Below are 22,274 nucleotides of genomic sequence, written 5' to 3' on the forward strand. Positions count from 1 at the left end.
TCGTCTCATGCTCCGGTGTATTCGGAGCATGAGACGCATTCTGCTCGTGCTCGCGCTCCTGCTGCCCGCCCTCGCCCTCGCGGCGCCGGGCAGGGCGGGCGGCTGGGCCGCCACCTACCTCGACCCCGTGCCCGCCGCCTTCGAGGCGGGCGCCACCTACACCGTGGGCTTCTGGACCCTCCAGCACGGCACCCACCCCTTCGTGGGCGAGCTCGGCAAGGTCGGGCTGCGATTCTCCGGTGGCGGCAGGAGCGTGGAGTTCACCGCCGTCGAGCTGAAGGAGAAGGGGCACTACGCCGCCGCGCTCGCGCTGCCCGAGGGCGAGTGGCGGGTCGAGGCACTCCAGGGCCTGTTCGACCCCTTCCCCGTCGGCACGCTCAAGGTGCCCGGCGCGCTGACCGTCGACCCGCTCGACCCGCGGCTCAAGGCCATGATCCCCGGCTACCTGTCGATGAACGGCGGCAAGGACCCGTGGGGCGAGGTGCGCCCGCCCGGCTTCCCCAGGAACGGCGCGACCCCCAAGCCCGCCGCCGGGCCCGCCATCCCCGAGCCGGCCGCCGCCACCGTGGGCGCCCCGGCCGTCTGGCCGTACTGGCTGGGGGCGGGGGTGCTCACGGCGGCGGCCCTGGCCGCCCTCGTCGTACGGCGGCGCGTCAGAGCGTGAAGTAGACCGCCCCGCCCGCGGCCGTCATCAGGCATGCGTTGGAGTAGGTCTTGGTGAAGCGGACCGGCTTGCCCCGCCACGCGCCCCAGATCTCGACCCGGTGCGGCCGGAACTCCTTGGTGCAGATCGGGTCCTTCTTCACCTCGAGCCTGGCCGGCTTGCCCTTCACCGCGCGCAGCAGGCGGCAGGCGGCCCGAGGCGTGGGGTGGTTGCCCCCATCGCGGTCGCAGGTCAGCCTGACGACCTTCGTCGTGTCGGCCACGGTCACCGCCACCTTCAGCGAGGACCTCGGCCGCTGCTCGGCCAGCGCCGGAGCGGTCGCGGCCATCATGAACGCCCCCGTCAGGGCCAGTATCTTGATCGCTCTCATCGCCCCACGCTAGATGACCACCGCGTGGGGCGAGACGAGCAAGACCGATCGGGCATCAGGCGGGAACCGAGGCGACCCCCGGCTCGAGGAAGCGGGGCTCGGAGAAGCCCGCCCTGTCGAGGTACGGCGTGATGCCACCGAGGTGGAAGGGCCACCCCGCGCCGAGGATCATGCACAGGTCGATGTCCTGTGCCGCGGCGACGACGCCCTCGTCCAGCATGATCCTGATCTCCTCGGCCAGCGCCCTCAGCACCCGCTCGCGGACCTGCTCGGCCGTCGAGGGGCTGGTGCCGCCGGCGAACAGCGCCACCGCCTCGGGGTCGAGCGAGAAGTCGGGGGCGTAGACGCCGGGCTTGCCCGAGGCGACCAGCTTCGCCATGTTCTCCGACACCCCGAACCGCGTGGGGAAGGCCGCGTGCAGCGTCTCCGACACGTGGTGCCCGACCGCCGGGCCGACCAGTTGCAGCAGCGCGAACGGCGACATCGGCAGGCCCAGGTCGTCGAGGGAGTGCTCGGCCAGCTCCAGCGGCGTGCCCTCGTCCACGGCCGCGATGACCTCGCCCATGAAGCGGGTCAGCAGCCGGTTGACAACGAACGCGGGCGCGTCCTTGACCAGCACGGCCGACTTCTTCAGCGACCTGCCCACCGAGAAGGCCGTGGCGAGCGTGGCGTCGTCGGTGGAGTCGCCCTTGATGATCTCCAGCAGCGGCATCACCGCGACGGGGTTGAAGAAGTGGAAGCCGACCAGGCGCTCGGGGTGCTTCAGATCGGCGCCCATCTCGCTGAGCGAGAGCGAGGAGGTGTTGGTCGCCAGCACGCACTCGGCCGAGACGTGCGCCTCGACCTCGGCGAAGACCTTCTTCTTGACGCCCATGTCCTCGAAGACGGCCTCGATGACGAAGTCGGCGTCGGCGAAGGCGTCCTTGGTCAGCGACCCGGTCACCAGCGCCTTGAGCCTGTTGGCCTGGTCCTGGCTCACCCTGCCCTTGGACAGCAGCTTGTCCACCTCGGCGTGCACGTAGCCGACGCCCTTGTCCAGGCGGGCCTGGTCGAGGTCGGTCAGCACGACGGGCACCTCGAGGCGCCGGGCGAACAGCAGCGCCATCTGCGAGGCCATCAGGCCCGCGCCGACCACGCCGACCTTGGTGACCTTGCGGGCCAGCGCCTTGTCGGGCGCGCCCGCGGGCCGCTTGGCACGCCGCTGCACCAGGTCGAAGGCGTAGAGCCCGGCCCGCAGCTCGTCGCCCATGAGCAGGTCGGCCAGCGCCTCGTCCTCGGCGGCGAACCCGGCGTCGCGGGAGGCGTCCTTGGCCGCGGCGATGAGGTCGAGCGCCCGGTAGGGCGCGGGGGCCGCGCCGCGCAACTTCATGTCGACCAGGAAGCGGGCGTCGGCGACGGCCTTGTCCCAGTCCTCCTCGATCGCTGGCCGCTCGACGGTGACCGAGCCGCCCAGCACCTGGGCGGCCCAGCGCAGCGACTCCTCGAGGAAGTCGGCGGGCTCGAACATCGCGTCGGCGACGCCGAGCGCGAACGCGTCCTTGCCCTTGATCATCCGGTTCTGCGACAGCGGGTTCTCGATGATGAGCTTGATCGCCTTGGCCGGGCCGATCAGGCGGGGGAGCAGCTGCGTGCCGCCCCAGCCGGGCACCAGGCCGAGGAAGCACTCGGGCAGCGCCACGGCGGGCACGCCCGAGGAGATGGTGCGGTAGGTGCAGTGCAGCGCGATCTCCAGGCCGCCGCCCATGGCCGCGCCGTTGACGAAGGCGAACGTCGGCACATCGAGCTCGCCGAGGCGGCGGAAGACGTCGTGGCCCAGCCTGCCGATCTGCAGCGCCTCCTCACGGGTGCGCACCAGCGCCGCGCCCTTGAGGTCGGCGCCGACCGCGAAGATGAACGGCTTGCCCGTCACGCCCACCGCCGCCAGGTCGGTCCTGGCCGCGATCGCGTCGATGGCCTCGTTCAGCAGCGTCAGCCCGCCAGGACCGAAGGTGTTCGGCTTGGTGTGGTCGAACCCGTTGTCGAGGGTGATCAGCGCCATCGTGCCCGCGCCGTGGGGCAGCTCGACGTCGCGCACCAGGGCCTTGGTGACGACTTCGCCGGCGAAAAGGTCGTTGATGTTGCTCATGCCAGGTTCTCCCAAATGACCGTGCCGCCCATGCCCATGCCGACGCACATGGTGGTGATGCCGTAGCGCACGTCGGGCCGCTCGCCGAACTGACGGGCCAGCTGCGTCATCAGCCGCACGCCCGACGAGGCCAGCGGGTGGCCGAAGGCGATCGCGCCGCCGTAGGCGTTGACCTTCTCGCTGTCCTCGGGGATGCCGAAGTGGTCGAGGAAGGCCAGCACCTGGACGGCGAACGCCTCGTTGATCTCGAACAGGCCGATGTCGTCGATGGACAGGCCCGCCAGGCGCAGCGCCCGCTCGGTCGAGGGGATCGGGCCCACGCCCATGACCTCGGGGTCCACCCCCGCGAAGGCGTAGGAGACCAGGCGCATCTTGGGCGTGAGGCCCAGCTCGGCCGCCACGTCGGCGGCGGCCACGACGCAGCCGGTGGCGCCGTCGTTGATGCCGGAGGAGTTGCCCGCGGTGACGCGGCCGTGGGCGCGGAAGGGCGTCTTCAGCCCGGCCAGGCCCTCGACGGTCGTGCCGGGACGGGGCGCCTCGTCGGCGACCGCCAGGCCCCAGCCCTTCTCGGCCGTCCTGATCGCCGTGGGCACCAGGTCGGGCTGGATCTTGCCGTCGGCGTAGGCCTTGGCGACCTTCTCCTGCGAGAGCGCGGCGTAGGCGTCGGCGCGCTCCTTGCTGATGGCCGGGTAGCGGTCGTGCAGGTTCTCCGCGGTCATGCCCATGACCAGCGCGCTGCCGTCCACCAGCTTCTCCGACAGGAAGCGGGGGTTGGGGTCGACGCCCTCGCCCATCGGGTGGCGGCCCATGTGCTCGACGCCGCCGGCGATGGCCACGTCGTAGGCGCCGAAGGCGATGCCGCCCGCGACCGAGGTCACCGCGGTCATCGCGCCCGCGCACATGCGGTCGATCGCGTAACCCGGCACGCTCTTGGGCAGCCCCGCCAGCACGGCCGCCGAGCGCCCGATCGTCAGGCCCTGGTCGCCGATCTGGGTGGTCGCCGCGATCGCGACCTCGTCCACCCGCTCGGGCGGCAGGTTCGGATTGCGCCTGATGAGCTCGCGGATGACCCGGACGACCAGGTCGTCGGCGCGGGTCTCCGAGTACAGGCCCTTGGGCCCCGACTTGCCGAACGGCGTGCGCACGCCGTCGACGAAAACGACGTCACGAGAGGAAGGCACGGATTCGCTCCTCGTTGCAGGACTGATTCGCCCCCTATGCTACTCATGAGTAACTAGTACTCCCTGTCGCCGGGCTCCCGCCCAGGCCGCCAGGAGACAGGCGAGTGTCACGCCGAACAGCGCGTACAGCAGCCACGTGCCCGGCTCCCACAGGTGGGCGCGGGCCGCCACCAGCGCGAAGGTGGCCGTCGCCGCCCCCGCCCACGCCGCGCGGCGCTCCCCGCCGCGCTCCTGGCGCCCCGGGTCCCATGGGTCGCTGGGGGAGGCGGTCCTGTGCACCAGGGCGTCACGGGTCCACCAGATCGCGAAGAACACCCCTGCCGCGAAGCCCGCCAGCGCCACGACCTCGATCGCCTGGCTCGTCGCGCCCGCCAGGCCGTACAGCGCGGACTCCATGAACAGGCGCGGCACCGTGAAGCCGAGCAGCAGTGTCAGCGCCCAGCCCGCGGCCACCCCGAGCCTGCAGGCCGCGTGCCGCGGCCCGGACGAGGGCCTGGCGTAGAGGGCCTGCTCGCGCAGCCGCACCGCGCGCGAGCGCGCGCCCCAGACCGCCTGCGTCAGCGCCATGGCCGGGACGGCCAGCGCGAGCACGGCCAGCGCCAGCCATGCGAAGGGCCGCGTGCCCTCCCTGGTCGGCGCCCGCTCGGCCAGCATCTGCGCCGTGGCGAGCGAGGCGATCGAGGCGACGAGCACGGCCACGGCCAGGCGCCGCGCCGACCGGGCGTGGGCGCGCAGGCCTGCGATGACGTCCGCGCCGGGAAGGGGGGTAGCCATGCCGGCCATCATGGCCGCCGCGGGCTCCCGCTTCGTTCACATCGCGTGGGATTCCTGGACCACCAGGTCGAGCAGGCCGGGGAAGCGGACGTCGAGGTCGTCGCGGCGCAGCGTGATGAAGAGCTTGCGGCCCTCCGGCCGCTGGACGATCACCCCTGCCTCTCTCAGCACCCGCCAGTGGTTGGTCAGCGTGGACTTGGGGACGTCCGGCAGGACCGAACCGCAGAACATCTCCGTGCCGGGCGGCTGCGCCGAGAGCGTGCGGACGATCTGGGCCCGCACGGGGTGGCCGAGCGCGGCCAGGACCTCGACCAGCTGGATCTGCTCCCTCGTGGGGTGAAGCGCCGTCGCGGGCTTCCCCATCCCGATGTCCGAGCCGCGCAGCCTGACCAGATACGGCGACGCCGCGCTGCAGGCCGAGACCTACCGCCGCGGCCGGGTGCTGCTGGCGGGCGACGCCGCGCACGTCCACTTCCCCTGGGGCGGGCAGGGGCTCAACACCGGCCTCGAGGACGCCTTCAACCTGGGCTGGAAGCTGGCCGCGCAGGTGAAGGGACGGGCGCCGGCCGGCCTGCTCGACACCTACCACGCCGAGCGGCACCCGGTGGCGGCGAAGGTGCTGTGGAACGTGCGGGCCCAGAACGCGCTGGCCGACCCCGACCCGCGCATGGACCCGCTGCGCGAGCTGTTCGCCGAGCTGATGCGCTTCGACCAGGTCAACGCCTATCTCAGCGGCCTGATCAGCGGCGTGGACACCGTCTACGACGTCGGGGTGCCCGGCGCCGGCTGGATGGCTCCCGACCTCGCCGTCGGCACGGAGGCGGGACCGGTCACGCTGGTCGAGCTGCTGGCGAAGGGGCGGTCGCTCTTCCTCGACCTGGCGGGCAGGGACGACCTGGTCGCGATCGTCGGCTCGCGGGTCGAGGTGGTCAGGGGGAAGGCCGACAGCCCCTACGAAGCCCTGCTGATCAGGCCGGACGGGTACGTGGCGTGGACCTCGGCGGCAGGGGCCGCGTCCCTGTCTGGAGCACTAGATCGCTGGAACTTGTGAAATATCCGGACAAAAAGTGGTGGATTCTGTTAGGAAGGTGCGCGATCAAGTAAGCACTAGAGAGGTTCACCGTGGCGCGCGACGAGAACGACAGGCCCGATATGACCGGGGACGTGCTGTCGGACCGCTGGACCCCTGACTCGGCCGACACCGACGAGCAGCCCGCCGTCGTCGTGGAGGAGGAGCCGCCGGCGCCTTCCCAGGCGCCCGCGCCCGCCCCGGCCGCCGCTTCGCCCGCCCCGCAGGCGCCGCCCGCTCCACCCGCGCCGCCCGAGGTCCCCGGCGACCTCCTCGTCGCCTCCGGCCCGGCCGAGACCGTCGTCCCCGACGACGTCCCGCTCGTGACGGTCCTGGACGCGCCGCCCGTGGTCGCGATGGACGTGCCCGACACCGAGGCGCAGTACCTGCCGCTCGACCAGAGCTACGACGTCGCCGGCGACTCCTCCCCCCGGGGCTTCCTCGGCGCGGGCTGGACGGAGGACAGCAGCGCGCCCGAGCGTGAGGTGCGCAGGCGGACCAGGCTCCTGCTGGCCGGCGCGGCGGCCGTGGTCGTGATCGGCGCGGCGGGCGGCTGGATGCTGACCGGCTCGGGCGGCGACTCCTGCGCGGCGGGAGCGTGCGTCTCCAGCCGTTCCGTGGCGCCCCCGGTCACCGACACGCCGGTTGAGGAGACCGACGCGGACTCCGTGGTGGAGCCGCCGCTCGACCCGTCCCAGACGCCTGAGGCGTCCGCGACGGTCAGCGAGACCCCCGAGCCGCCCGCCCAGGTCCGGCCGACCAGGACGCCCTCGCCCAGGCCGACGGTGAGCCGCGCCGTCGCCCCGGCCACCTCCAAGCCGCGCGCCACGCCGGTGCGCTCGCTCAAGGACGACACCGGCAAGGACCAGACGTCGAGGTCCGAGCCCGAGACGGCGGCGACCACCGAGGCCCCGTCGTCCACCAGGAACACCGAGGCCCCTCCCGCCGCCACGGAACAGCCCGCTCCCGCCCCCACCCAGCAGCCGCCCGCCAAGGAGCCGGACAGGGGAGGCGGACTCCTGGACTGGCTCTTCGGCTGACCAGCCCTTCACCGGCAGCCGCCGTCCCCGAGGGGGAGGGCGGCTGCCGTCGTCGTTCCCGTACGATCGCGCGAAGGCCGCCGGTCTGACAGACTGGGAAATCGCTTTCCGGGAGGGCTCATGGTCACGTTGGAGGACGTCGCCAGGCAGGCGGGCGTCTCGCTCGCCACCGCCTCGCGCGTGCTGAACGGCAGCACCCGCCAGGTGGGCGCCTCCCTGCGGGCGAGGGTCGAGCAGGCCGCGGCCGAGCTGGGTTACCGCACCAACTTCGCGGCCCAGACGCTCGCCAGGGGCGCCAGCAAGGTCATCGGCATCGTCGTCCACGACCTCACCGACCCCTACTTCGCCGCGCTGGCCGACGGGGCCATGCGGGTGGCCGCCGCCGAGGGCCTGCTGGTCATGGTCGGCACCACGCACCGCGACCCCGAGCAGGAGATCGCCTACGTCGCCTCGCTCAACGCGCAGCGGGTGCGGGCCGTCCTGCTGGCCGGATCCAGGGTCGACGACCCGCACGTCACCAGGAGGCTGCGCGAGGAGCTCGGCCGCTACCTCGCCAGCGGCGGCAGGGTGGCCTGCGTCGGCCAGGACCTCCTCGACGTCGACACCGTCGCCCCGGCCAACCGCGCGGGGGCCGCCGACCTGGCCAGGTCCCTGGCCGCGCTCGGCCACACCCGCTTCGCCGTCCTCGCGGGGCCTCCTGGACTGCTGACCGCCGCCGACAGGTGCGCGGGGTTCACCGGCGCGCTGGCCGAGCTCGGCCTGCCCGAGCCGCTGGTGCTCCACGGGCCCTTCGACCGCGACGGCGGCTACCGGGCGGCCGCCATGACGGGCGAGGCGACCTGCGTGTTCGCGGTCAACGACGTGATGGCGGTCGGCGCGCTGGCCTCCTACCGCGACAGGGGGATCAGGGTGCCGCAGGACGTGTCGGTGGCCGGGTTCGACGACATCACGACCCTGCGCGACCACGTGCCCGCCCTCACCACGGTACGGCTGCCGCTGGCCGACATGGGCGCGAGGGCGCTGACCATGGCGCTCGATGTCGGTGAAGGGGTGCGGGTGGAGCAGGTGAGCGGTGAGGTGGTCATGCGTGAGAGCGTCCGAGCAGTGGAGGCATAGGTGAGGCTCGCGGTCAGCACTCTGGGGATGCCGGGGGAGGACCTGACGTCGTCGATCTCGATCGCGGTGGAAGGCGCGTGCGAAGGGCTGGAACTGCGGCTGCACCCCGACACGGGCGTGCACGCGGGGTTGCCGGCGGAGGAGCGCGGGGCGGTGCGGCGGCAGATCGCCGACGCGGGCCTCAGCATCGCCGCTCTAGCCGGATATGTCGGTATATGTGATCAAAAGGTGGAGGACGCGGCTGCCATCCGCGCGCTGCTGGCCGATCTCCGGCTGGCGGCCGATCTCGAGGCGCCGGGCGTGCGGGTCTTCCCGCGCGGCGCCGATCCCCTCGTCGGCGCCCGCCGCCTGCGCGCCGTCGCCGACGAGGCCGCCGCGCTGGGAGTGCGCGTGTTCGTCGAGACCCACGACCAGATGCCCACCGGCGCGGCCGTCGCCCGCCTGCTGGAGGAGACTGGCAGGCCCGGCGTCGCCGTCGCCCTCTGGGACCTCCTGCACCCGTGGCGCAACGGGGAGCCGCCCGCCGAGACCCTGGCGGCGCTGGCCCCCCACCTGGCCTACGTCCAGGTGAAGGACGCCGTGTCGGCCACGGACACCACGCCCGTGCCCATGGGGGCGGGCGCCGTGCCGCTGGAGGAGGCGGGCGAGCTGCTGAGGTCGCACGGCTACGACGGCTGGGTGTCCCTGGAGTGGGAGCGCACCTGGTACCCGCAGGTGGCCCCGGTCGCCGAGATCCTGCCCGGCGCGGCCGCGTGGGTGCGGCGCTTCGCCTCCGCCACCGCCGCCTGACCGCCCGCACGGAGCGGCCGGGGTTGCTGGTGAGGACAGAAGTTCATCACTTGATGAATTTTTTCCTCTGAAGGCATTCCTTCCTGCCGTCGCGCGCTGCACACTCTGACGAACAGGGTGAGAAGCACGACCGACGGCAAGGGGAACGCCCGATGAAGACCGCAGGCGAATCGCTCGCACTCGGGTTCGGCGACATCGACGCGGCGATGCTCGCCGAGGTCGGCGGAAAGGCGGCCAATCTGGGCGAGCTGACCAGAGCGGGCCTGCCCGTGCCCCCCGGTTGCTGCCTCACCACCGAGGCCTATCACCGGGTGGCCGAGGGCGCGGGCCTGAAGGAGGTCATCGCCGAGCTGACGGCGACGGCCGCGCAGGACACCGCGGCGCTGGCCGGACTGGCCGGCAGGGCGAGAGCGCTGCTGCTGGAGGCGCCCATCCCCGACGAGGTGCGCGACGCGATCACCGAGTGTTACGCCCGGCTCGGTGCCGACGCGCCGGTGGCGGTGCGGTCGTCGGCGACGGCGGAGGACCTGCCGTACGCGAGCTTCGCCGGCCAGCAGGACACCTACCTCAACGTCGTCGGCGCCGAGGCGGTGCAGGACGCCGTGCGCCGCTGCTGGGCCTCGCTCTGGACCGACCGGGCGGTGGCCTACCGCGCCTCCAACGGGATCGACCACGCGGCGGTGCGGCTCGCGGTCGTGCTGCAGCGGATGGTCGAGGCCGAGGTGGCGGGCGTGATGTTCACCGCGAACCCGGTGACGGGCCGCCGCCGCGAGGCCGTCATCGACGCCGCCCCGGGGCTCGGCGAGGCGGTGGTGTCGGGGGCGGTCAATCCCGACAGATTCGTCGTCGACCTGGCGAGCATGCGGATCAGCGAGCGCAGGCCGGGCGACAAGCGCCTGGCGATCCGCTCGCGCCCGGGAGGCGGCACCGAGCGGGTCGAGACCTCCTCCGACGAGCCGTGCGTCACCGACGAGCAGGTGCGCGCGCTGGCGGCGCTGGGCGCGAAGGTGGCGGACCACTACGGGGCCCCGCAGGACACCGAGTGGGCGATCGACGCGGACGGCACGCTCTGGCTCACCCAGGCCAGGCCGATCACCACCCTCTACCCCCTGCCCGAGACCACCAGGGACGGCCTGCGCGTCTACTTCTCGGTCAACGTCGCCCAGGGCGTCATGCGCCCGTTCACCCCGATGGGGATGGCGGCCTTCAAGCTGGTGAGCGCGGGCGCGGCGGCGGTGTGCGGCTTCCCGCCCGCCGACCGGCTCGCCGGAGCGCCCATCATGGCCGAGGCGGGGCGTCGGCTGTTCCTCGACATCACGCCCGCCGTCCGGAGCAGGGCGGGCCGGGCGATCCTGCCGCGGCTGCTCGCCGTCGGCGAGGCCCGCGCGGGGGTGATCTTCCAGCAGCTCGCCGTGGATCCCAGGCTCTCCGTCACCAGCACCTCGATGCGCCCCTTCATCCGTACGGCGATGCGGGCGGCGGGCCGCATCGGCGCGCCCAAGCGCCTGGCCCTCGCCCTGGCCAGGCCGCGGGCGGCGCTCGCCTTCACCAGGCGCCTGGGCGAGGAGCTCGAGACCAGGCTGGCGATCAGCCCGGGCGCCACCGCCGAGCAGCGGCTCGACCACGCCGAGCGGGTGCTGCGCGGCACGTTCCCGACGATCGTGTCGATCATGCCGGTCGCCATCACCGGATACGCGGGTCTGGGCCTGGCGGGCAAGCTGTCGGGCGCGAAGGGCGAGCAGCTGCAGGCCGTCCTGCGCAGCCTGCCGAACAACCCGACCACCGAGATGGACCTCGAGTTGTGGCACCTGGCCAAGGACATCGCCGCCGACCCCGAGTCGGCCCGGCAGTTCAGGACCGCGCAGGCGCGGGAGCTCGCCGACGTCTACGAGCGCGGCGAGCTCAGGGCCCAGCAGGCGGTCGAGCGCTTCCTGGCCAGGTACGGCCACCGCGGCGTCGCGGAGATCGACCTCGGCATGCCGCGCTGGTCCGACGAGCCCGCGCACATCCTCGGCGTGCTGGCCAACTACCTGCGCCTCGACGGCGAGGACCTCGCCCCCGACGCGATGTTCGCCAGGGGGGCCGAGGAGGCCGAGCGGGCCGTGCGGACCATCGTCGCCATGGCCGGGGCGAAGGGCCGGCTGCGCGGCCGGCTGGCGGCGTTCGGGCTGCGCAGGACCAGGATGCTCGCCGGCCTGCGCGAGCTGCCGAAGTACTACGCGGTCGAGGTGCTGGCGGCGGTGCGGCGCAGCATGCGCGTCGTGGGGGAGGAGCTGGTGGCCAAGGACGTGCTGGACCGCGCCGAGGACGTCTACTTCCTCGACCTGCGCGAGACGCGCCAGGCGCTGGCGGGCGGCTCGCTGCGGGAGCTGGTGGCCGCGCGGAGGGCCGCGTACGAGCAGGAGGTGCGCCGCCGCCACGTGCCGAGGATGCTGCTGTCGGACGGCACCGAGCCCGAGGCGCTGGCCGTCAGGGCCGCGGCGGCGGAGGGCGCGCTGACCGGCACCCCCGCGTCGGCGGGCACGGTCACCGGGACCGCCAGAGTGGTGCTCGACCCGGTCGGCGCGCACCTGGAGCCCGGCGAGATCCTCGTCGCGCCGTCCACCGACCCCGGCTGGACGCCGCTGTTCCTGACGGCGGGCGGGCTGGTGATGGAGATGGGCGGCTCGATGTCGCATGGCGCGGTGGTGGCCAGGGAGTACGGGATCCCCGCGGTGGTCGGGGTGGCCGACGCCACGCACCGCATCGTCACCGGAGCGACGATCACGGTGGACGGCTCGGGCGGCATCGTCTCGATCGCCGACTGAAACCGCGAGAACGCCCGCATCCGCGTCGCCGCACGCCACCTCCTGTCACGCCACCTCCTGTAAGGACGCGGCCACCGCCTCACGCCGGAGCGGCGCACCCTCATCTGCCTGAGGTCGCCGGTGAAGACGCGGTTTCCCGGGCGCCGAGGTGGGCGCCCGGGAGGCCGTCAGGCGATGAGGGCGGCGAAGCGCTCCTTCATCGTCGTCAGCACCGTGTCGGGATCGGCGGCCCACACGTCGGCGTTGAAGATCTCCACCTCGATGTCGCCGGTGTACCCGGCCTTCAGCACCGCCTGGGTGAGCGGCGCGAAGTCGATCACCCCGTCGCCCATCATCCCCCTGCCGAGCAGCACGTCAGCCGGCAGCGGCTGCAGGAAGTCGCACACCTGGTAGGAGGCGATGCGATCGCCCGCCCGCGCGATCTGCTCGAACACCGTGGGGTCCCACCACACGTGGAAGGTGTCGACGACCACCCCCACCTGCGAGGAAGGGTACGGCTCGGCCAGGTCGAGCGCCTGGCCGAGGGTCGAGAGCACGGCCCGGTCGGCGCAGTACATCGGATGCAGCGGCTCCAGCGCCAGCCGTACCCCCCGCTCGCCCGCGTAGGGCGCCAGCACCGACAGCGCCTCGGCCACCCTGGCGCGCGCCCCCGCCAGATCGCGGGAGAAGCCCTCCGCGGGGGCCCGGCCCGCCGGGACGCCGGGCAGGCCGCCGACGACCATCACCAGGCAGGCCGCGCCGAGCTCGGCGGCGTCGTCGATCGCCCGCAGGTTGTCGTCGAGCGCCTCCTTCGAGCCGCTGGTCAGGAAGCCGCCCCTGCACAGCGACGACACCCGCAGGCCCGCGTCGCGCACCAGCCTCGCCGACTCGGCCAGGCCCTGGGCGGCGACCTCCTGCCGCCACAGCCCGATCGCCTCGAGACCGTGCCGCACGCAGCCGTCGACGGCCTCGGCCACCGTCCACCGCTTGGTGGTCCACTGGTTGAGCGCCGGCTTCACAGCCCGTTCACCGCCAGCAACGACCTCATCCGGTGGACGGCCAGCTCCTGGTCGGCCAGCAGGCCCGCCTGGTCGGCCAGCCTGAACACCTCGCACAGGTGCGGCAGCGACCTGGCCGCCTGCGCGCCGTTGACCATGGCGAAGGCGTCCTGGTGGCCGTTGAGCCAGGCCAGGAAGACGATGCCGGTCTTGTAGTTGTAGGTGGGCGTCTCGAAGATCTTGCGCGACAGCGGCACCGTCGGGGCGAGGATCTCGTCGTAGTAGGCCAGCAGCCGGTCGCGGGCCTCCTCGGTGCAGGCGGCCTCCGCCGAGTCGAGCACCTGCAGGGCGGCGGCCGCGGCGGGCGCGATCGCGTCGAAGATGCCGAGCAGCGCGTGCGAGCCCGTCCTGATCAGCGACGGGTAGTTGAAGTCGTCGCCGGTGTAGAGCTTGACGCCCTCGGGCAGCGCGGCGCGGAGCGCCACCTCGTGCGCCTCGTCCAGCAGGGACACCTTGACGCCGTCGATCATCGGGGCGTGGGCGTGGACGAGTTCGAGGAAGGACTCGGTGGCCCGCGAGACGTCGCGCGATCCCCAGTAGCCGGCCAGCTGGGGGTCGAACATCTCGCCCAGCCAGTGCAGGATCACCGGGCGGCCGGCCACGCCGAACAGCTTGCCGTACACCCGGTGGTAGTCGGCGGGACCCTCGGCGACGCGGGCCAGCTGCCGGGAGGCCATCACGATCACGCCCGCGCCCGCGTCGCGCACGGTCTCGATCTGCTCGGCGTAGGCGGCGGTGATGTCGTCGAGGGTGGCGGCGTCCGGCGCGTGGTCGGTGCCCGCGCCGCAGGCCACCAGTTCGGCGGGGTCGCCGAAGGAGCGGGCCTCATCGGCGCTGCGCCTGATCAGCGAGCGGGTGGCGGCCCAGTCGAGGCCCATGTTGCGCTGCGCGGTGTCCATGGCATCGGCGACGCGCAGGCCGTGGGACCACAGGTGGCGCCTGAAGCGCAGCGTCGCCTCCCAGTCGACGGCCGCGGGGGCGCCGGGGGTGTTGTCGCCCAGCGGGTCGGCGACCACGTGCGCGGCCGCGTAGACGACGCGGCTGGTGGCGGGCCGCTCGACGACCGGCCACACGACCGGCTCGGCGAGGGCGTAAGGCCCCGAGGGGAGATCGATCCTCACAGCTCCTCCACCGCGATCCTGCGGCCCTCCGCCGAGCTGCGCAGGCCGAGCTCGGCCAGCCGTACGCCGCGCGCGCCGGAGGCGAAGTCGTAGGGGAAGGGGGCGTCTTCCACGACGTGCCTGACGAACAGCTCCCACTGCGTCTTGAAGCCGTTGTCGAAGTCGGCGTTGTCGGGCACCTCCTGCCAGTCGTCGCGGAAGCGCGCGGTGACGGGCAGGTCGGGGTTCCACACGGGCTTGGGGGTGGTGGCGCGGCTCTGCACGCGGCAGTTGCGCAGGCCGGCGACGGCGCTGCCGTGCGTGCCGTCCACCTGGAACTCCACCAGCTCGTCGCGGTTCACCCTGACGGCCCACGAGGAGTTGATCTGCGCGATGATCCCGCCGGACAGCTCGAAGATGCCGTAGGCGGCGTCGTCGGCGGTGGCCTCGTAGGTCCTGCCCTGCTCGTCCACCCGGGTGGGAATGTGCGTGACGGCCTTGGCGTAGACCGACTCCACCTGGCCGAACAGGTTCTCCAGCACGTAGTGCCAGTGCGGGAACATGTCGAGGATGATGCCACCGCCGTCGGCCGCGCGGTAGTTCCACGAGGGGCGCTGCGCGCTCTGCCAGTCGCCCTCGAAGACCCAGTAGCCGAACTCGCCGCGCACCGACAGGATGCGGCCGAAGAAGCCGCCGTCGATCAGCCGCTTCAGCTTGAGCAGACCCGGCAGGAACAGCTTGTCCTGCACGACGCCGTTCTTGATCCCCTTGGCCTTGGCCGCCTCGGCGAGCGCCACCGCCTCCTGCACGGTCTCGGCGGTGGGCTTCTCCGCGTAGACGTGCTTGCCCGCCTCGATCGCCTTCAGCACCGACTTCACCCGCGCCTGCGTGACCTGGGCGTCGAAGTAGACGTCGGCCTGCTCGAGCGCCGCGTCGAGGTCGGTGGTGTAGTCGGCGATGTCGTGCCTGGCGGCCAGGTCGGCGAGCTTGGCCTCGCTGCGGCCCACGAGGATCGGACGCAGGACGACCCTGCCGCCGTCGGAGAGCGTCACGCCGCCCTGCTCGTTGATGGCCAGGACCGACCGGACCAGATGCTGGCGGTAGCCCATCCGACCGGTGACGCCGTTCATCACGACGCTGATGGTGCGCACGCTCATGTGACCTCTCCTAGTGGGGAAAGCGCTTTCCAGGAGACCGTAAGGCCGCGAGAGCCGGGCCGTCAAGCGGCCTAGAGGATGCCCTTGGTCTCCAGTCTGTCGAGCGCCTTGGCCAGCGGGTGGGCGGTGAGGCCGATCTGCCACTCGCGCGCGCCGAGCGAGCGCAGCCGCTCGGCGACGCTCTCGTCGCTGATCTCGGCCGGCGGCTCCCAGGTGAGCCTGCGCACCGCCTCGGGCTGCAGGAGGTTCTCAGTGGGCATGCGGTGCTCGTCGGCCAGCGCGGCGACCACCGCGCGGGCGGCGGCCAGCCGCTTGGCGGCGGCGGGATCGCGGTCGGGCCAGCGGTTGGCCGGCGGCGGCCCGTCTCCTGGCGTGCTGGGCGCGGGCAGCTCGGAGTCGGCGAGCGTGCGGGCCCGGTGGACGGCGTCGAGCCAGGCCCCCATGTGGCGCCTGGCGGACCTGCCGGTGAAGGCGGTGATGTCGGTCAGCGCCTTCTTGGTGCGCGGCATCTCGAGCGCGGCGGTGATGATCGCGGTGTCGGGCAGCACGCGGCCCGGTGCGATGTCGCCGTCGCGGGCGATCTGGTCGCGCATCGTCCACAGCTCGCGGACGATCGCCAGCGCCCGCACGTTGCGCACCTTGTGGATGCCCGAGGTGCGCCGCCACGGGTCGGACCTCGGCGGCGCCGGCGGGGTGGCCAGGATCGCGGCGAACTCCTCCTCCGCCCAGGCCAGCTTGCCGCTGGCGACCAGCTCGGCGTGGAGCACGTCGCGCAGCTCGATCAGCACCTCGACGTCGAGCGCGGCGTAGCGGAGCCAGTCTTCGGGCAGCGGCCTGGTCGACCAGTCGGCCGCCGAGTGCCCCTTCTCGAGGCGCAGCCCGAGGACGGTCTCGACCATCGTGCCCAGGCCGACCCGCTCGTAGCCGAGCAGCCGGCCGGCCAGCTCGGTGTCGAACATCCTGCGCGGCCTGAACCCCACCTCGGCCAGGCACGGCAGGTCCTGGGAGGCGGCGTGCAGGACGATCTCGGCGTCGGCGACGGCCGCGTCGAGCTCCGACAGGTCGGTGCAGGCGATCGGGTCGATCAGCGCGCTGCCCGCGCCCGCCCGGCGGAGCTGCACCAGGTAGGCGCGGCCGCCGTAGCGGTAGCCCGAGGCGCGCTCGGCGTCGACGGCCACGGGGCCACTGCCCTTGGCGAACGCCTCGACTGTGGCGTCGAGCCCCTCCCTCGAGGTGATGACCGGCGGGATTCCCTCCCTCGGTTCGAGGAGGGGGACGACGTCCTGGGTGGTGCTGTCACTGCTTTCGGTCACGGCCTGGTGGACTCCGGATCTTCGCGACGGCGCGGCATCGTGGCCACGTCGGGTGGGAGCGGTGGGATGCCGGCCGCCAGGCACATCAGGTCGCACCAGGCGGCGACATGGCCGGAGAGGTCCTCCTGCGAGGGAGACCACGACGCGCGCAGCTCCAGCTCGGTGGAGACCGGGTCGTCGGCCTTGTCGCCGAAGCCCTCGGAGACCGCCCGCGTCACCGTGCCGCCCGCCGCCGAGTAGCCCGCCTCGCGGGAGTCGAGGGCCTCGGTCAGCCAGCTCCACACCACGGGCCCGAGCATCGGGTCGGAGGTGATCTCCGGCTCCATGTCGGCCCTGACGTAGGCGACGAGGCGGAACTGGCCCTCCCAGCCGCGCTGTCCTTCGGGGTCGAACAGCAGGATCAGCCGGCCGACCGCCAGCTCCTCGTCGTCGCGGTAGACGGAGGCGCCGATGGCGGCCGAGAAGGGTGCGAGCCGCTGCGGAGCGGGCAGGTCCTCCAGCTCGATCTCCGGCCTGACCTCGGCCATGCGCAGGCTCTCGACCGCCCGTCTGAAGGCGGCGGGGGCCTGCGGCGAGTCACCGAGGGTCATAGCCGAAGCGTAGGTCGAGGGGGGTCGCATGGGGACCACGGGGGTGCTCATCTGGGCCGATCAAGCCGCGACCGACAGCGGGCTCGAGTCTGACTGCGCAGGCTCGAAGGGACCGGCGAGCAGCGCGTGACCGCACTCGAGGCACGCCCACTCGGGGCACGCCTCGTGCCCCTCCATGCATGGCGGCTGCTCGAACGGCCTCTCACCTGCGCATGAGGGGCAGTGCTCACTGCGGCGCTCGGGGGAACTCCACAACGCGGTCATCGGTACGGAGCCTTTCTTCGCGGACGTGGCTCCGACGTTGGCATGCCGCGATGACAATTCCGCGCAACGCGCTCGGCGTGTCCTGAAAGTGAGGCGGTAATCGATGACGCGCGGTGGATTGGCGAACATTTGGTCCAGTCGAGAGGGGATTCGGGGCTGACCGTGAGATGAACTGTACCTGTGCGGCGCGAAGCTCGGGGCCCGGTCCGGACGACAGGCCCGAACTAAAGGGATGAACCGCGCTAAACCACTTCATCGACTCCTGATCGTGACTTTAGCCCCCGCGTGCGTATGTTTCGGATAACCGCCGGTGGAGCGACCACCACCATCGCGTGGCACCCTTGAATGGTGAATCTCGCCGACTCCGCGTTCCTGCGCGCCTGCCGCCGCCAGCCCGTCGACCACACCCCGGTCTGGTACATGCGTCAGGCGGGTCGATCGCTGCCCGAATACCTCAAGGTGCGCGAGGGCGTGCCCATGCTCACGGCGTGCGCGACGCCCGACCTCATCGTCGAGATCACCATGCAGCCGGTGCGCCGCTACGGCGTCGACGCGGCCATCTTCTTCAGCGACATCGTCGTGCCGCTCAAGGCCATCGGCGTCGACCTCGACATCAAGCCTGGCGTGGGCCCGGTCATCGCCGACCCGATCCGCGACAGGGCCGGCCTCGAGGCGCTGCGCCCGCTGGAGCCGGGCGACGTGCCCTACGTCAGCGAGGCCATCACCAGCCTGGTGGGCGAGCTGGGCGCGACGCCGCTGATCGGGTTCGCCGGCGCGCCGTTCACGCTGGCCTCCTACCTCATCGAGGGCGGCCCCTCCAAGAACCACGACCACACCAAGGCCATGATGTACGGCGAGCCCGCGCTGTGGCACGCGCTCATGGACCGCCTGACCGGCATCGTGATCGAGCACCTGCGCGTGCAGATCGACGCGGGCGCCTCGGCGATCCAGCTGTTCGACTCATGGGTGGGGGCGGTCGCGCCCGACGACTACCGCGAGTTCGTCCTGCCGTACACGGAGCGCATCTTCGCGGCGGTGCCCGACGTGCCGCGCATCCACTTCGGGGTCGGCACGGGCGAGCTGCTCGGCGTGCTCGGCGAGGCGGGCGCCGACGTGGTGGGCGTCGACTGGCGGGTTCCGCTCGACGAGGCCGCGCGCCGCGTCGGGCCGGGCAAGGCGCTCCAGGGCAACCTCGACCCCGCGATCCTGCTGGCCCCGTGGGAGGCCGTCGAGCCCAGGGCGCGGCGCGTCCTCGAGATCGGGCGGTCGGCCGAGGGCCACGTCTTCAACCTCGGCCACGGGGTGCTGCCGAACACCGACCCCGACCAGCTGCGCCGACTCACCGACCTGGTCCACTCCTTCCGCTGACGCCTCAGAGGCGCAGCTGGGCCAGGCAGAGCTTGACGATCAGGGCGGCCACCACGCACAGCAGGGTCGCCCTGATGAAGGCCGCGCCCCTGCTCAGCGCCGTACGGGTGCCGAGGCGGGCGCCGAACACGTTGCAGGCGGCCATGCCGAGCCCGAGCCGCCAGAAGACCTGGCCGTGCGCGGCGAACACCAGCAGCGCGCCCAGGTTGGGGCGCTGTCCGTGCGGGCGGCGGGCGTCAGGCGGAAGGGGCGCCCTCGTCCTCGGACCGAGGACGGGACGGCGCCTCCCCGGACTGAGCACGGGACGGCGCGCCCTCGGGCTGCGGACGGGACGGCGCGCCCTCGGGCTGCGGGCGGGAGGGCGCGCCGTGGGCGACGGGCGCGGGAGGCGCCCATGCTCGCGGCGGCGCGGGACGGCGGGCGTTGCTCCGCCGTACCAGGACCAGGATGCCGACGGCCAGCGGCACGATGACGACCAGCCACGGCAGCAGCACGCCGATCACGGTCAGCGCCACCTTCACGAAGCCGACCAGCGCCGACCAGCCCGCCTTCAGCCCGCCGAGGAATCCCGCGGGCTCGTCGGAGGGCTCGGCCACCTCCGCCACAGGACCGATCAGCCGCAGCGTGAGCGTCGCCATCGCCACCTGCGAGGCCAGGGCCTTCTGCCTGGCCTGCAGCGACTCCAGCTCGGCCTCGCGCGCGGCGATCTCGCGCTCGACCTCGATCACCTGCCCCACGGTGTCGGCCTTGGACAGCAGCGCGCGCATGGCCGCCAGCGCCTGCTCGGCCGACTTCAGCCGGCTGGCGACGTCGGCCACCTCCTCGGTCACGTCAGTGGTGTTCTGCTGCAGGGACTCGCGCTGGCCGAGTTGCTTGCCGAGCTTGTCGAGCACCTGCGGGTAGGCGGCGGGCGGGATCTTGAAGACCAGCGTGGAGCTGCCCTCGCCGCCGCCGGAGGCGTCGGACTCCTCGCTCGCCAGGTAGCCGCCCGCCCCGGTGACCAGTTGCTTGGCCTGGTCGGCCGCCTTGGTGACGTCCTTGGCGCGGACCGTCAGCCGCGACACGTAGATGACCGACCGCTGCTCGGGCGCGATCTTGACCTGTGCGGCCTGGCCCGGCTCGCCGGTCCCCGCTCCCGTCTCGGCCGACTCCCTCGCCGGGCTGGGGGCCGCGGCGGCGGAGACCGCCTGGGGGGCGGAGGCGGTCCGCTCGCCGCCCCCACAGGCCGACAGGAAGAGCGCGGCGCCCGCCGCCGTCAACGCGATGCCGTACCGGAATCTGCTCATATCCTTGAGACGGCTACCAACCGCCCGATGCGGTCACGAAGGTGTCACGTTCGGCAGTCCGGTCGATCACACCGGCCTGAAGAAGGGGCGCGAAGTCATCCTCGGGTACGAGGAGCGCCACGATCTCGTGACGCAGGCTGGGATCATGCGCTCGCTTCCGGACAGGCTTCACAGGACCTTCTTCAGATCGATGTCGCTGCTGCCCGCCAGAGGGCAGGGCCGCTTCCTCCGGCACTACTTCGAGTGGTTCCACCGCACCCCCGACCCGTGGCGGCACGCCGTCGACCCCTACGAGGCGCGCAAGTACGCCGCCACGCTCGCGCACGTCGAGGGCGACTCCTACGACAGGATCCTCGACGTGGGTTGCAGCGAGGGGACCTTCACCCTGCTGGCGGCCGCGGCCCACCCGGCGGCGGACGTGCTCGGCGTCGACGTCTCCGAACGCGCCGTCCACCGGGCCGCGGCCAAGGCGCGGGGCAGGGCGCGGTTCGCGCGGCTGGACTTCCTGAACCAGGACCCGGGCGGGCGCTTCGACCTGGTCGTCTGCGCGGAGACGCTCTACTACGTGGGCAGGGACGACCGGCTGCGCCTCGCCTCCGAACGGCTGCGCTCGTTCCTGTCACCGGGCGGCACGCTGGTGCTGGTGCACCCGTGGCCCGAGGCGCGCCGCCTGCACCGCTTCCTGGACGGCGACCCGCTGCTGGTGAGAAGGGACGAGCAGGTCGAACACGACGGGGGACGGCCCTACGCCGTCAGCTCCTACCGGCTCCGGTAACCGGCCCAGGCCGGTGAGGCGATAGCGTCTGGAGACGTGGAAGGGAATCGACGGCAGGTAGTGATCGTCGGCGGCGGGATCTCGGGTCTCGCCGCGGCGTGGTTCCTCAGGCAGGGCGGCGGCCAGCGGGTTCGGGTGACCGTCCTCGAATCGAGCCCCAGGATCGGCGGCAAGCTCCAGGCCAGCGAGGTCGCGGGCTTCAGCGTCGACGAGGGCGCCGAGTCGATGCTGGCCAGGCGGCCCGAGGGCAAGGACCTGGCCAGGGCGGTCGGCATGGGCGACGACCTGGTCGCCCCCGGCACCACCCAGGCGGGCATCTACTCCAGGGGCGCGCTGCGGGCGATGCCCAAGGGCCAGGTCATGGGCGTGCCGGGCGACCTGGCCGAGCTGGCCCGGTCGGGCCTCATCTCGCCGGGCGGGCTGCTCAGGGTGCCCCTCGACCAGGTGCTGCCCGCCACGCTGGTGCGCAGCGACGTCTCCGTCGCCTCCTACATCCGCGCCCGCATGGGCTCCGAGGTCGTCGAGCGGCTGGTCGAGCCGCTGCTCGGCGGCGTCTACGCGGGCCGCTCCGACATGCTGTCGCTGGAGGCGACGATGCCGCGCATCGCCGCCGCGGCGCGCTCGGAGCGCTCGCTGCTCGGCGCCGTGCGCGAGATCGTGAGCGAGACGCCCAAGGACGCAGGCCCGGTCTTCACCAGCCTGCGCGGCGGGCTCGGCAGCCTGCCCGAGGCCGTGGCCAAGGCGTCGGGGGCCGACATCAGGACCGGGCTGACGGTCCGCGAGCTGCGCCGCACGCCGGACGGCTGGCAGCTGGTCACGGGGCCGGTCCCGCGTCCCGAGATCGTGACGGCCGACGCGGTGATCATCGCCACGCCCGCCACCGCCTCGGCCAGGCTGCTGAAGGACGAGGTGCCGAAGGCGGCGGCCGAGCTGGCCAGGATCGAGTACTCCAGCATGGCCATCGTCACGCTCGCCTACCCGGTCACGGCCTTCCCCTCGCCGCCCACCGGCAGCGGTTACCTGGTGCCGCCGGTGGAGGGCCGGAAGGTGAAGGCGGCGACGTTCAGCTCGGTCAAGTGGCCGCACCTGACCGAGTCAGACCCCTCGGTGCTCCTGGTGCGCTGCTCGATCGGCCGCATCGGCGAGGAACAGCTGCTCCAGCGCGACGACGCCGAGCTGGTCGCGATCGCGATGGCCGAGATGAGCGAGGTCATGGGGGTGCGCGGGCTGCCGCTCGACTCGCGGGTCAGCCGCTGGGGCGGCTCGCTGCCGCAGTACAACGTCGGCCACCTCGACCGGGTCGCGCGCGCCCGCGCGGCCGTCGCCGTCGAGCCGGCGCTGGCGGTCTGCGGCGCCGCCTACGACGGCCTCGGCGTGCCCGCGTGCGTCTCCACCGCCCGCACCGCCGCCGCCCGGATTCTGGACCACCTGGCCACGCAGGGAGAATGA

The 22,274-nt window shown here is 72.9% G+C and carries 21 protein-coding genes; 9 read left to right on the plus strand and 12 right to left on the minus strand.

Annotation, left to right across the window (positions count from 1 at the left end; genetic code table 11):
* The first annotated feature begins 28 nt into the window (after positions 1-28).
* Positions 29-664, plus strand: coding sequence for a hypothetical protein (locus H4W81_RS05535; protein ID WP_192773771.1), 636 nt, complete (start codon positions 29-31; stop codon positions 662-664).
* On the opposite strand, the gene H4W81_RS05540 is transcribed toward H4W81_RS05535, so the two are convergent.
* Genes H4W81_RS05540 through H4W81_RS05560 form a run of 5 tightly spaced genes read right to left on the minus strand, consistent with a single transcriptional unit; the run spans position 654 to position 5,477 of the window.
* The gene (locus tag H4W81_RS05540; protein WP_192773772.1) at positions 654-1,034 is read right to left on the minus strand and encodes an SSI family serine proteinase inhibitor; all 381 of its coding nucleotides are present in this window, start codon (positions 1,032-1,034) and stop codon (positions 654-656) included. The two genes, H4W81_RS05535 and H4W81_RS05540, sit on opposite strands and share 11 nt — an antisense overlap.
* A 55-nt stretch (positions 1,035-1,089) precedes the next feature.
* On the minus strand, positions 1,090-3,159 hold the full coding sequence (locus H4W81_RS05545; RefSeq protein ID WP_192773773.1) for a 3-hydroxyacyl-CoA dehydrogenase NAD-binding domain-containing protein: 2,070 nt from the start codon (positions 3,157-3,159) through the stop codon (positions 1,090-1,092).
* Positions 3,156-4,340: a thiolase family protein gene (locus H4W81_RS05550; protein WP_192773774.1), complete on the minus strand. Its 1,185-nt coding sequence runs from the start codon at positions 4,338-4,340 to the stop codon at positions 3,156-3,158. Before H4W81_RS05550 ends, H4W81_RS05545 begins: the two co-directional genes overlap by 4 nt.
* A 39-nt stretch (positions 4,341-4,379) precedes the next feature.
* Entirely contained in the window at positions 4,380-5,114 is a 735-nt protein-coding gene (locus H4W81_RS05555) for a hypothetical protein (RefSeq protein ID WP_192773775.1), read from the minus strand.
* Between the two features lie 36 nt (positions 5,115-5,150).
* Positions 5,151-5,477, minus strand: coding sequence for an ArsR/SmtB family transcription factor (locus tag H4W81_RS05560; RefSeq protein ID WP_192773776.1), 327 nt, complete (start codon positions 5,475-5,477; stop codon positions 5,151-5,153).
* A gap of 4 nt (positions 5,478-5,481) precedes the next feature.
* On the opposite strand from H4W81_RS05560, the gene H4W81_RS49160 reads away from it, so the two are divergent.
* The 5 genes from H4W81_RS49160 to H4W81_RS05585 all read left to right on the plus strand — a co-directional run bounded on the left by H4W81_RS49160 (position 5,482) and on the right by H4W81_RS05585 (position 11,935).
* The gene (locus tag H4W81_RS49160) at positions 5,482-6,165 is read left to right on the plus strand and encodes an FAD-dependent monooxygenase (RefSeq protein WP_192773777.1); all 684 of its coding nucleotides are present in this window, start codon (positions 5,482-5,484) and stop codon (positions 6,163-6,165) included.
* 71 nt (positions 6,166-6,236) lie between these two features.
* On the plus strand, positions 6,237-7,223 hold the full coding sequence (locus H4W81_RS05570) for a dihydrolipoyllysine-residue succinyltransferase component of 2-oxoglutarate dehydrogenase complex (protein ID WP_192773778.1): 987 nt from the start codon (positions 6,237-6,239) through the stop codon (positions 7,221-7,223).
* Positions 7,224-7,343: 120 nt separating this feature from the next.
* Positions 7,344-8,339: a LacI family DNA-binding transcriptional regulator gene (locus H4W81_RS05575; RefSeq protein WP_192773779.1), complete on the plus strand. Its 996-nt coding sequence runs from the start codon at positions 7,344-7,346 to the stop codon at positions 8,337-8,339.
* Complete coding sequence (locus H4W81_RS05580; protein WP_192773780.1) at positions 8,340-9,128, plus strand: sugar phosphate isomerase/epimerase family protein; 789 nt, start codon at positions 8,340-8,342, stop codon at positions 9,126-9,128.
* A gap of 152 nt (positions 9,129-9,280) precedes the next feature.
* Positions 9,281-11,935: a PEP/pyruvate-binding domain-containing protein gene (locus H4W81_RS05585; protein ID WP_192773781.1), complete on the plus strand. Its 2,655-nt coding sequence runs from the start codon at positions 9,281-9,283 to the stop codon at positions 11,933-11,935.
* A gap of 167 nt (positions 11,936-12,102) precedes the next feature.
* On the opposite strand, the gene H4W81_RS05590 is transcribed toward H4W81_RS05585, so the two are convergent.
* The 5 genes from H4W81_RS05590 to H4W81_RS05610 all read right to left on the minus strand — a co-directional run bounded on the left by H4W81_RS05590 (position 12,103) and on the right by H4W81_RS05610 (position 17,132).
* Entirely contained in the window at positions 12,103-12,933 is an 831-nt protein-coding gene (locus H4W81_RS05590; RefSeq protein ID WP_192773782.1) for a sugar phosphate isomerase/epimerase family protein, read from the minus strand.
* Positions 12,930-14,093 (minus strand): dihydrodipicolinate synthase family protein, encoded by a 1,164-nt coding sequence (locus H4W81_RS05595; protein ID WP_192773783.1) that lies wholly within the window; start codon positions 14,091-14,093, stop codon positions 12,930-12,932. The genes H4W81_RS05590 and H4W81_RS05595 overlap by 4 nt, the downstream gene beginning before the upstream one ends.
* Positions 14,090-15,229, minus strand: coding sequence for a Gfo/Idh/MocA family protein (locus H4W81_RS05600; RefSeq protein ID WP_192773784.1), 1,140 nt, complete (start codon positions 15,227-15,229; stop codon positions 14,090-14,092). The genes H4W81_RS05595 and H4W81_RS05600 overlap by 4 nt, the downstream gene beginning before the upstream one ends.
* Before the next feature lie 71 nt (positions 15,230-15,300).
* The gene (locus tag H4W81_RS05605) at positions 15,301-16,542 is read right to left on the minus strand and encodes an HRDC domain-containing protein (protein ID WP_192773785.1); all 1,242 of its coding nucleotides are present in this window, start codon (positions 16,540-16,542) and stop codon (positions 15,301-15,303) included.
* Positions 16,539-17,132 (minus strand): DUF3000 domain-containing protein, encoded by a 594-nt coding sequence (locus H4W81_RS05610; RefSeq protein WP_192773786.1) that lies wholly within the window; start codon positions 17,130-17,132, stop codon positions 16,539-16,541. The genes H4W81_RS05605 and H4W81_RS05610 overlap by 4 nt, the downstream gene beginning before the upstream one ends.
* 609 nt (positions 17,133-17,741) lie before the next feature.
* On the opposite strand from H4W81_RS05610, the gene hemE reads away from it, so the two are divergent.
* Entirely contained in the window at positions 17,742-18,764 is a 1,023-nt protein-coding gene (hemE, locus tag H4W81_RS05615; protein WP_192773787.1) for a uroporphyrinogen decarboxylase, read from the plus strand.
* A gap of 4 nt (positions 18,765-18,768) precedes the next feature.
* Here the strand turns inward: hemE and H4W81_RS05620 are convergent, their stop codons facing one another.
* Complete coding sequence (locus H4W81_RS05620) at positions 18,769-18,954, minus strand: sulfite exporter TauE/SafE family protein (RefSeq protein ID WP_192773788.1); 186 nt, start codon at positions 18,952-18,954, stop codon at positions 18,769-18,771.
* 46 nt (positions 18,955-19,000) lie between these two features.
* Entirely contained in the window at positions 19,001-20,050 is a 1,050-nt protein-coding gene (locus H4W81_RS05625; RefSeq protein WP_192773789.1) for a DUF4349 domain-containing protein, read from the minus strand.
* A 145-nt stretch (positions 20,051-20,195) separates the two neighbouring features.
* Here H4W81_RS05625 and H4W81_RS05630 point away from each other — a divergent pair, with 145 nt between their 5' ends.
* Both H4W81_RS05630 and hemG read left to right on the plus strand, forming a co-directional pair.
* On the plus strand, positions 20,196-20,825 hold the full coding sequence (locus H4W81_RS05630) for a class I SAM-dependent methyltransferase (RefSeq protein WP_192773790.1): 630 nt from the start codon (positions 20,196-20,198) through the stop codon (positions 20,823-20,825).
* A 36-nt stretch (positions 20,826-20,861) separates the two neighbouring features.
* Entirely contained in the window at positions 20,862-22,274 is a 1,413-nt protein-coding gene (gene hemG / locus H4W81_RS05635) for a protoporphyrinogen oxidase (RefSeq protein ID WP_318781541.1), read from the plus strand.

This window comes from Nonomuraea africana (assembly GCF_014873535.1).
In the GTDB taxonomy this organism is placed as follows: domain Bacteria; phylum Actinomycetota; class Actinomycetes; order Streptosporangiales; family Streptosporangiaceae; genus Nonomuraea; species Nonomuraea africana.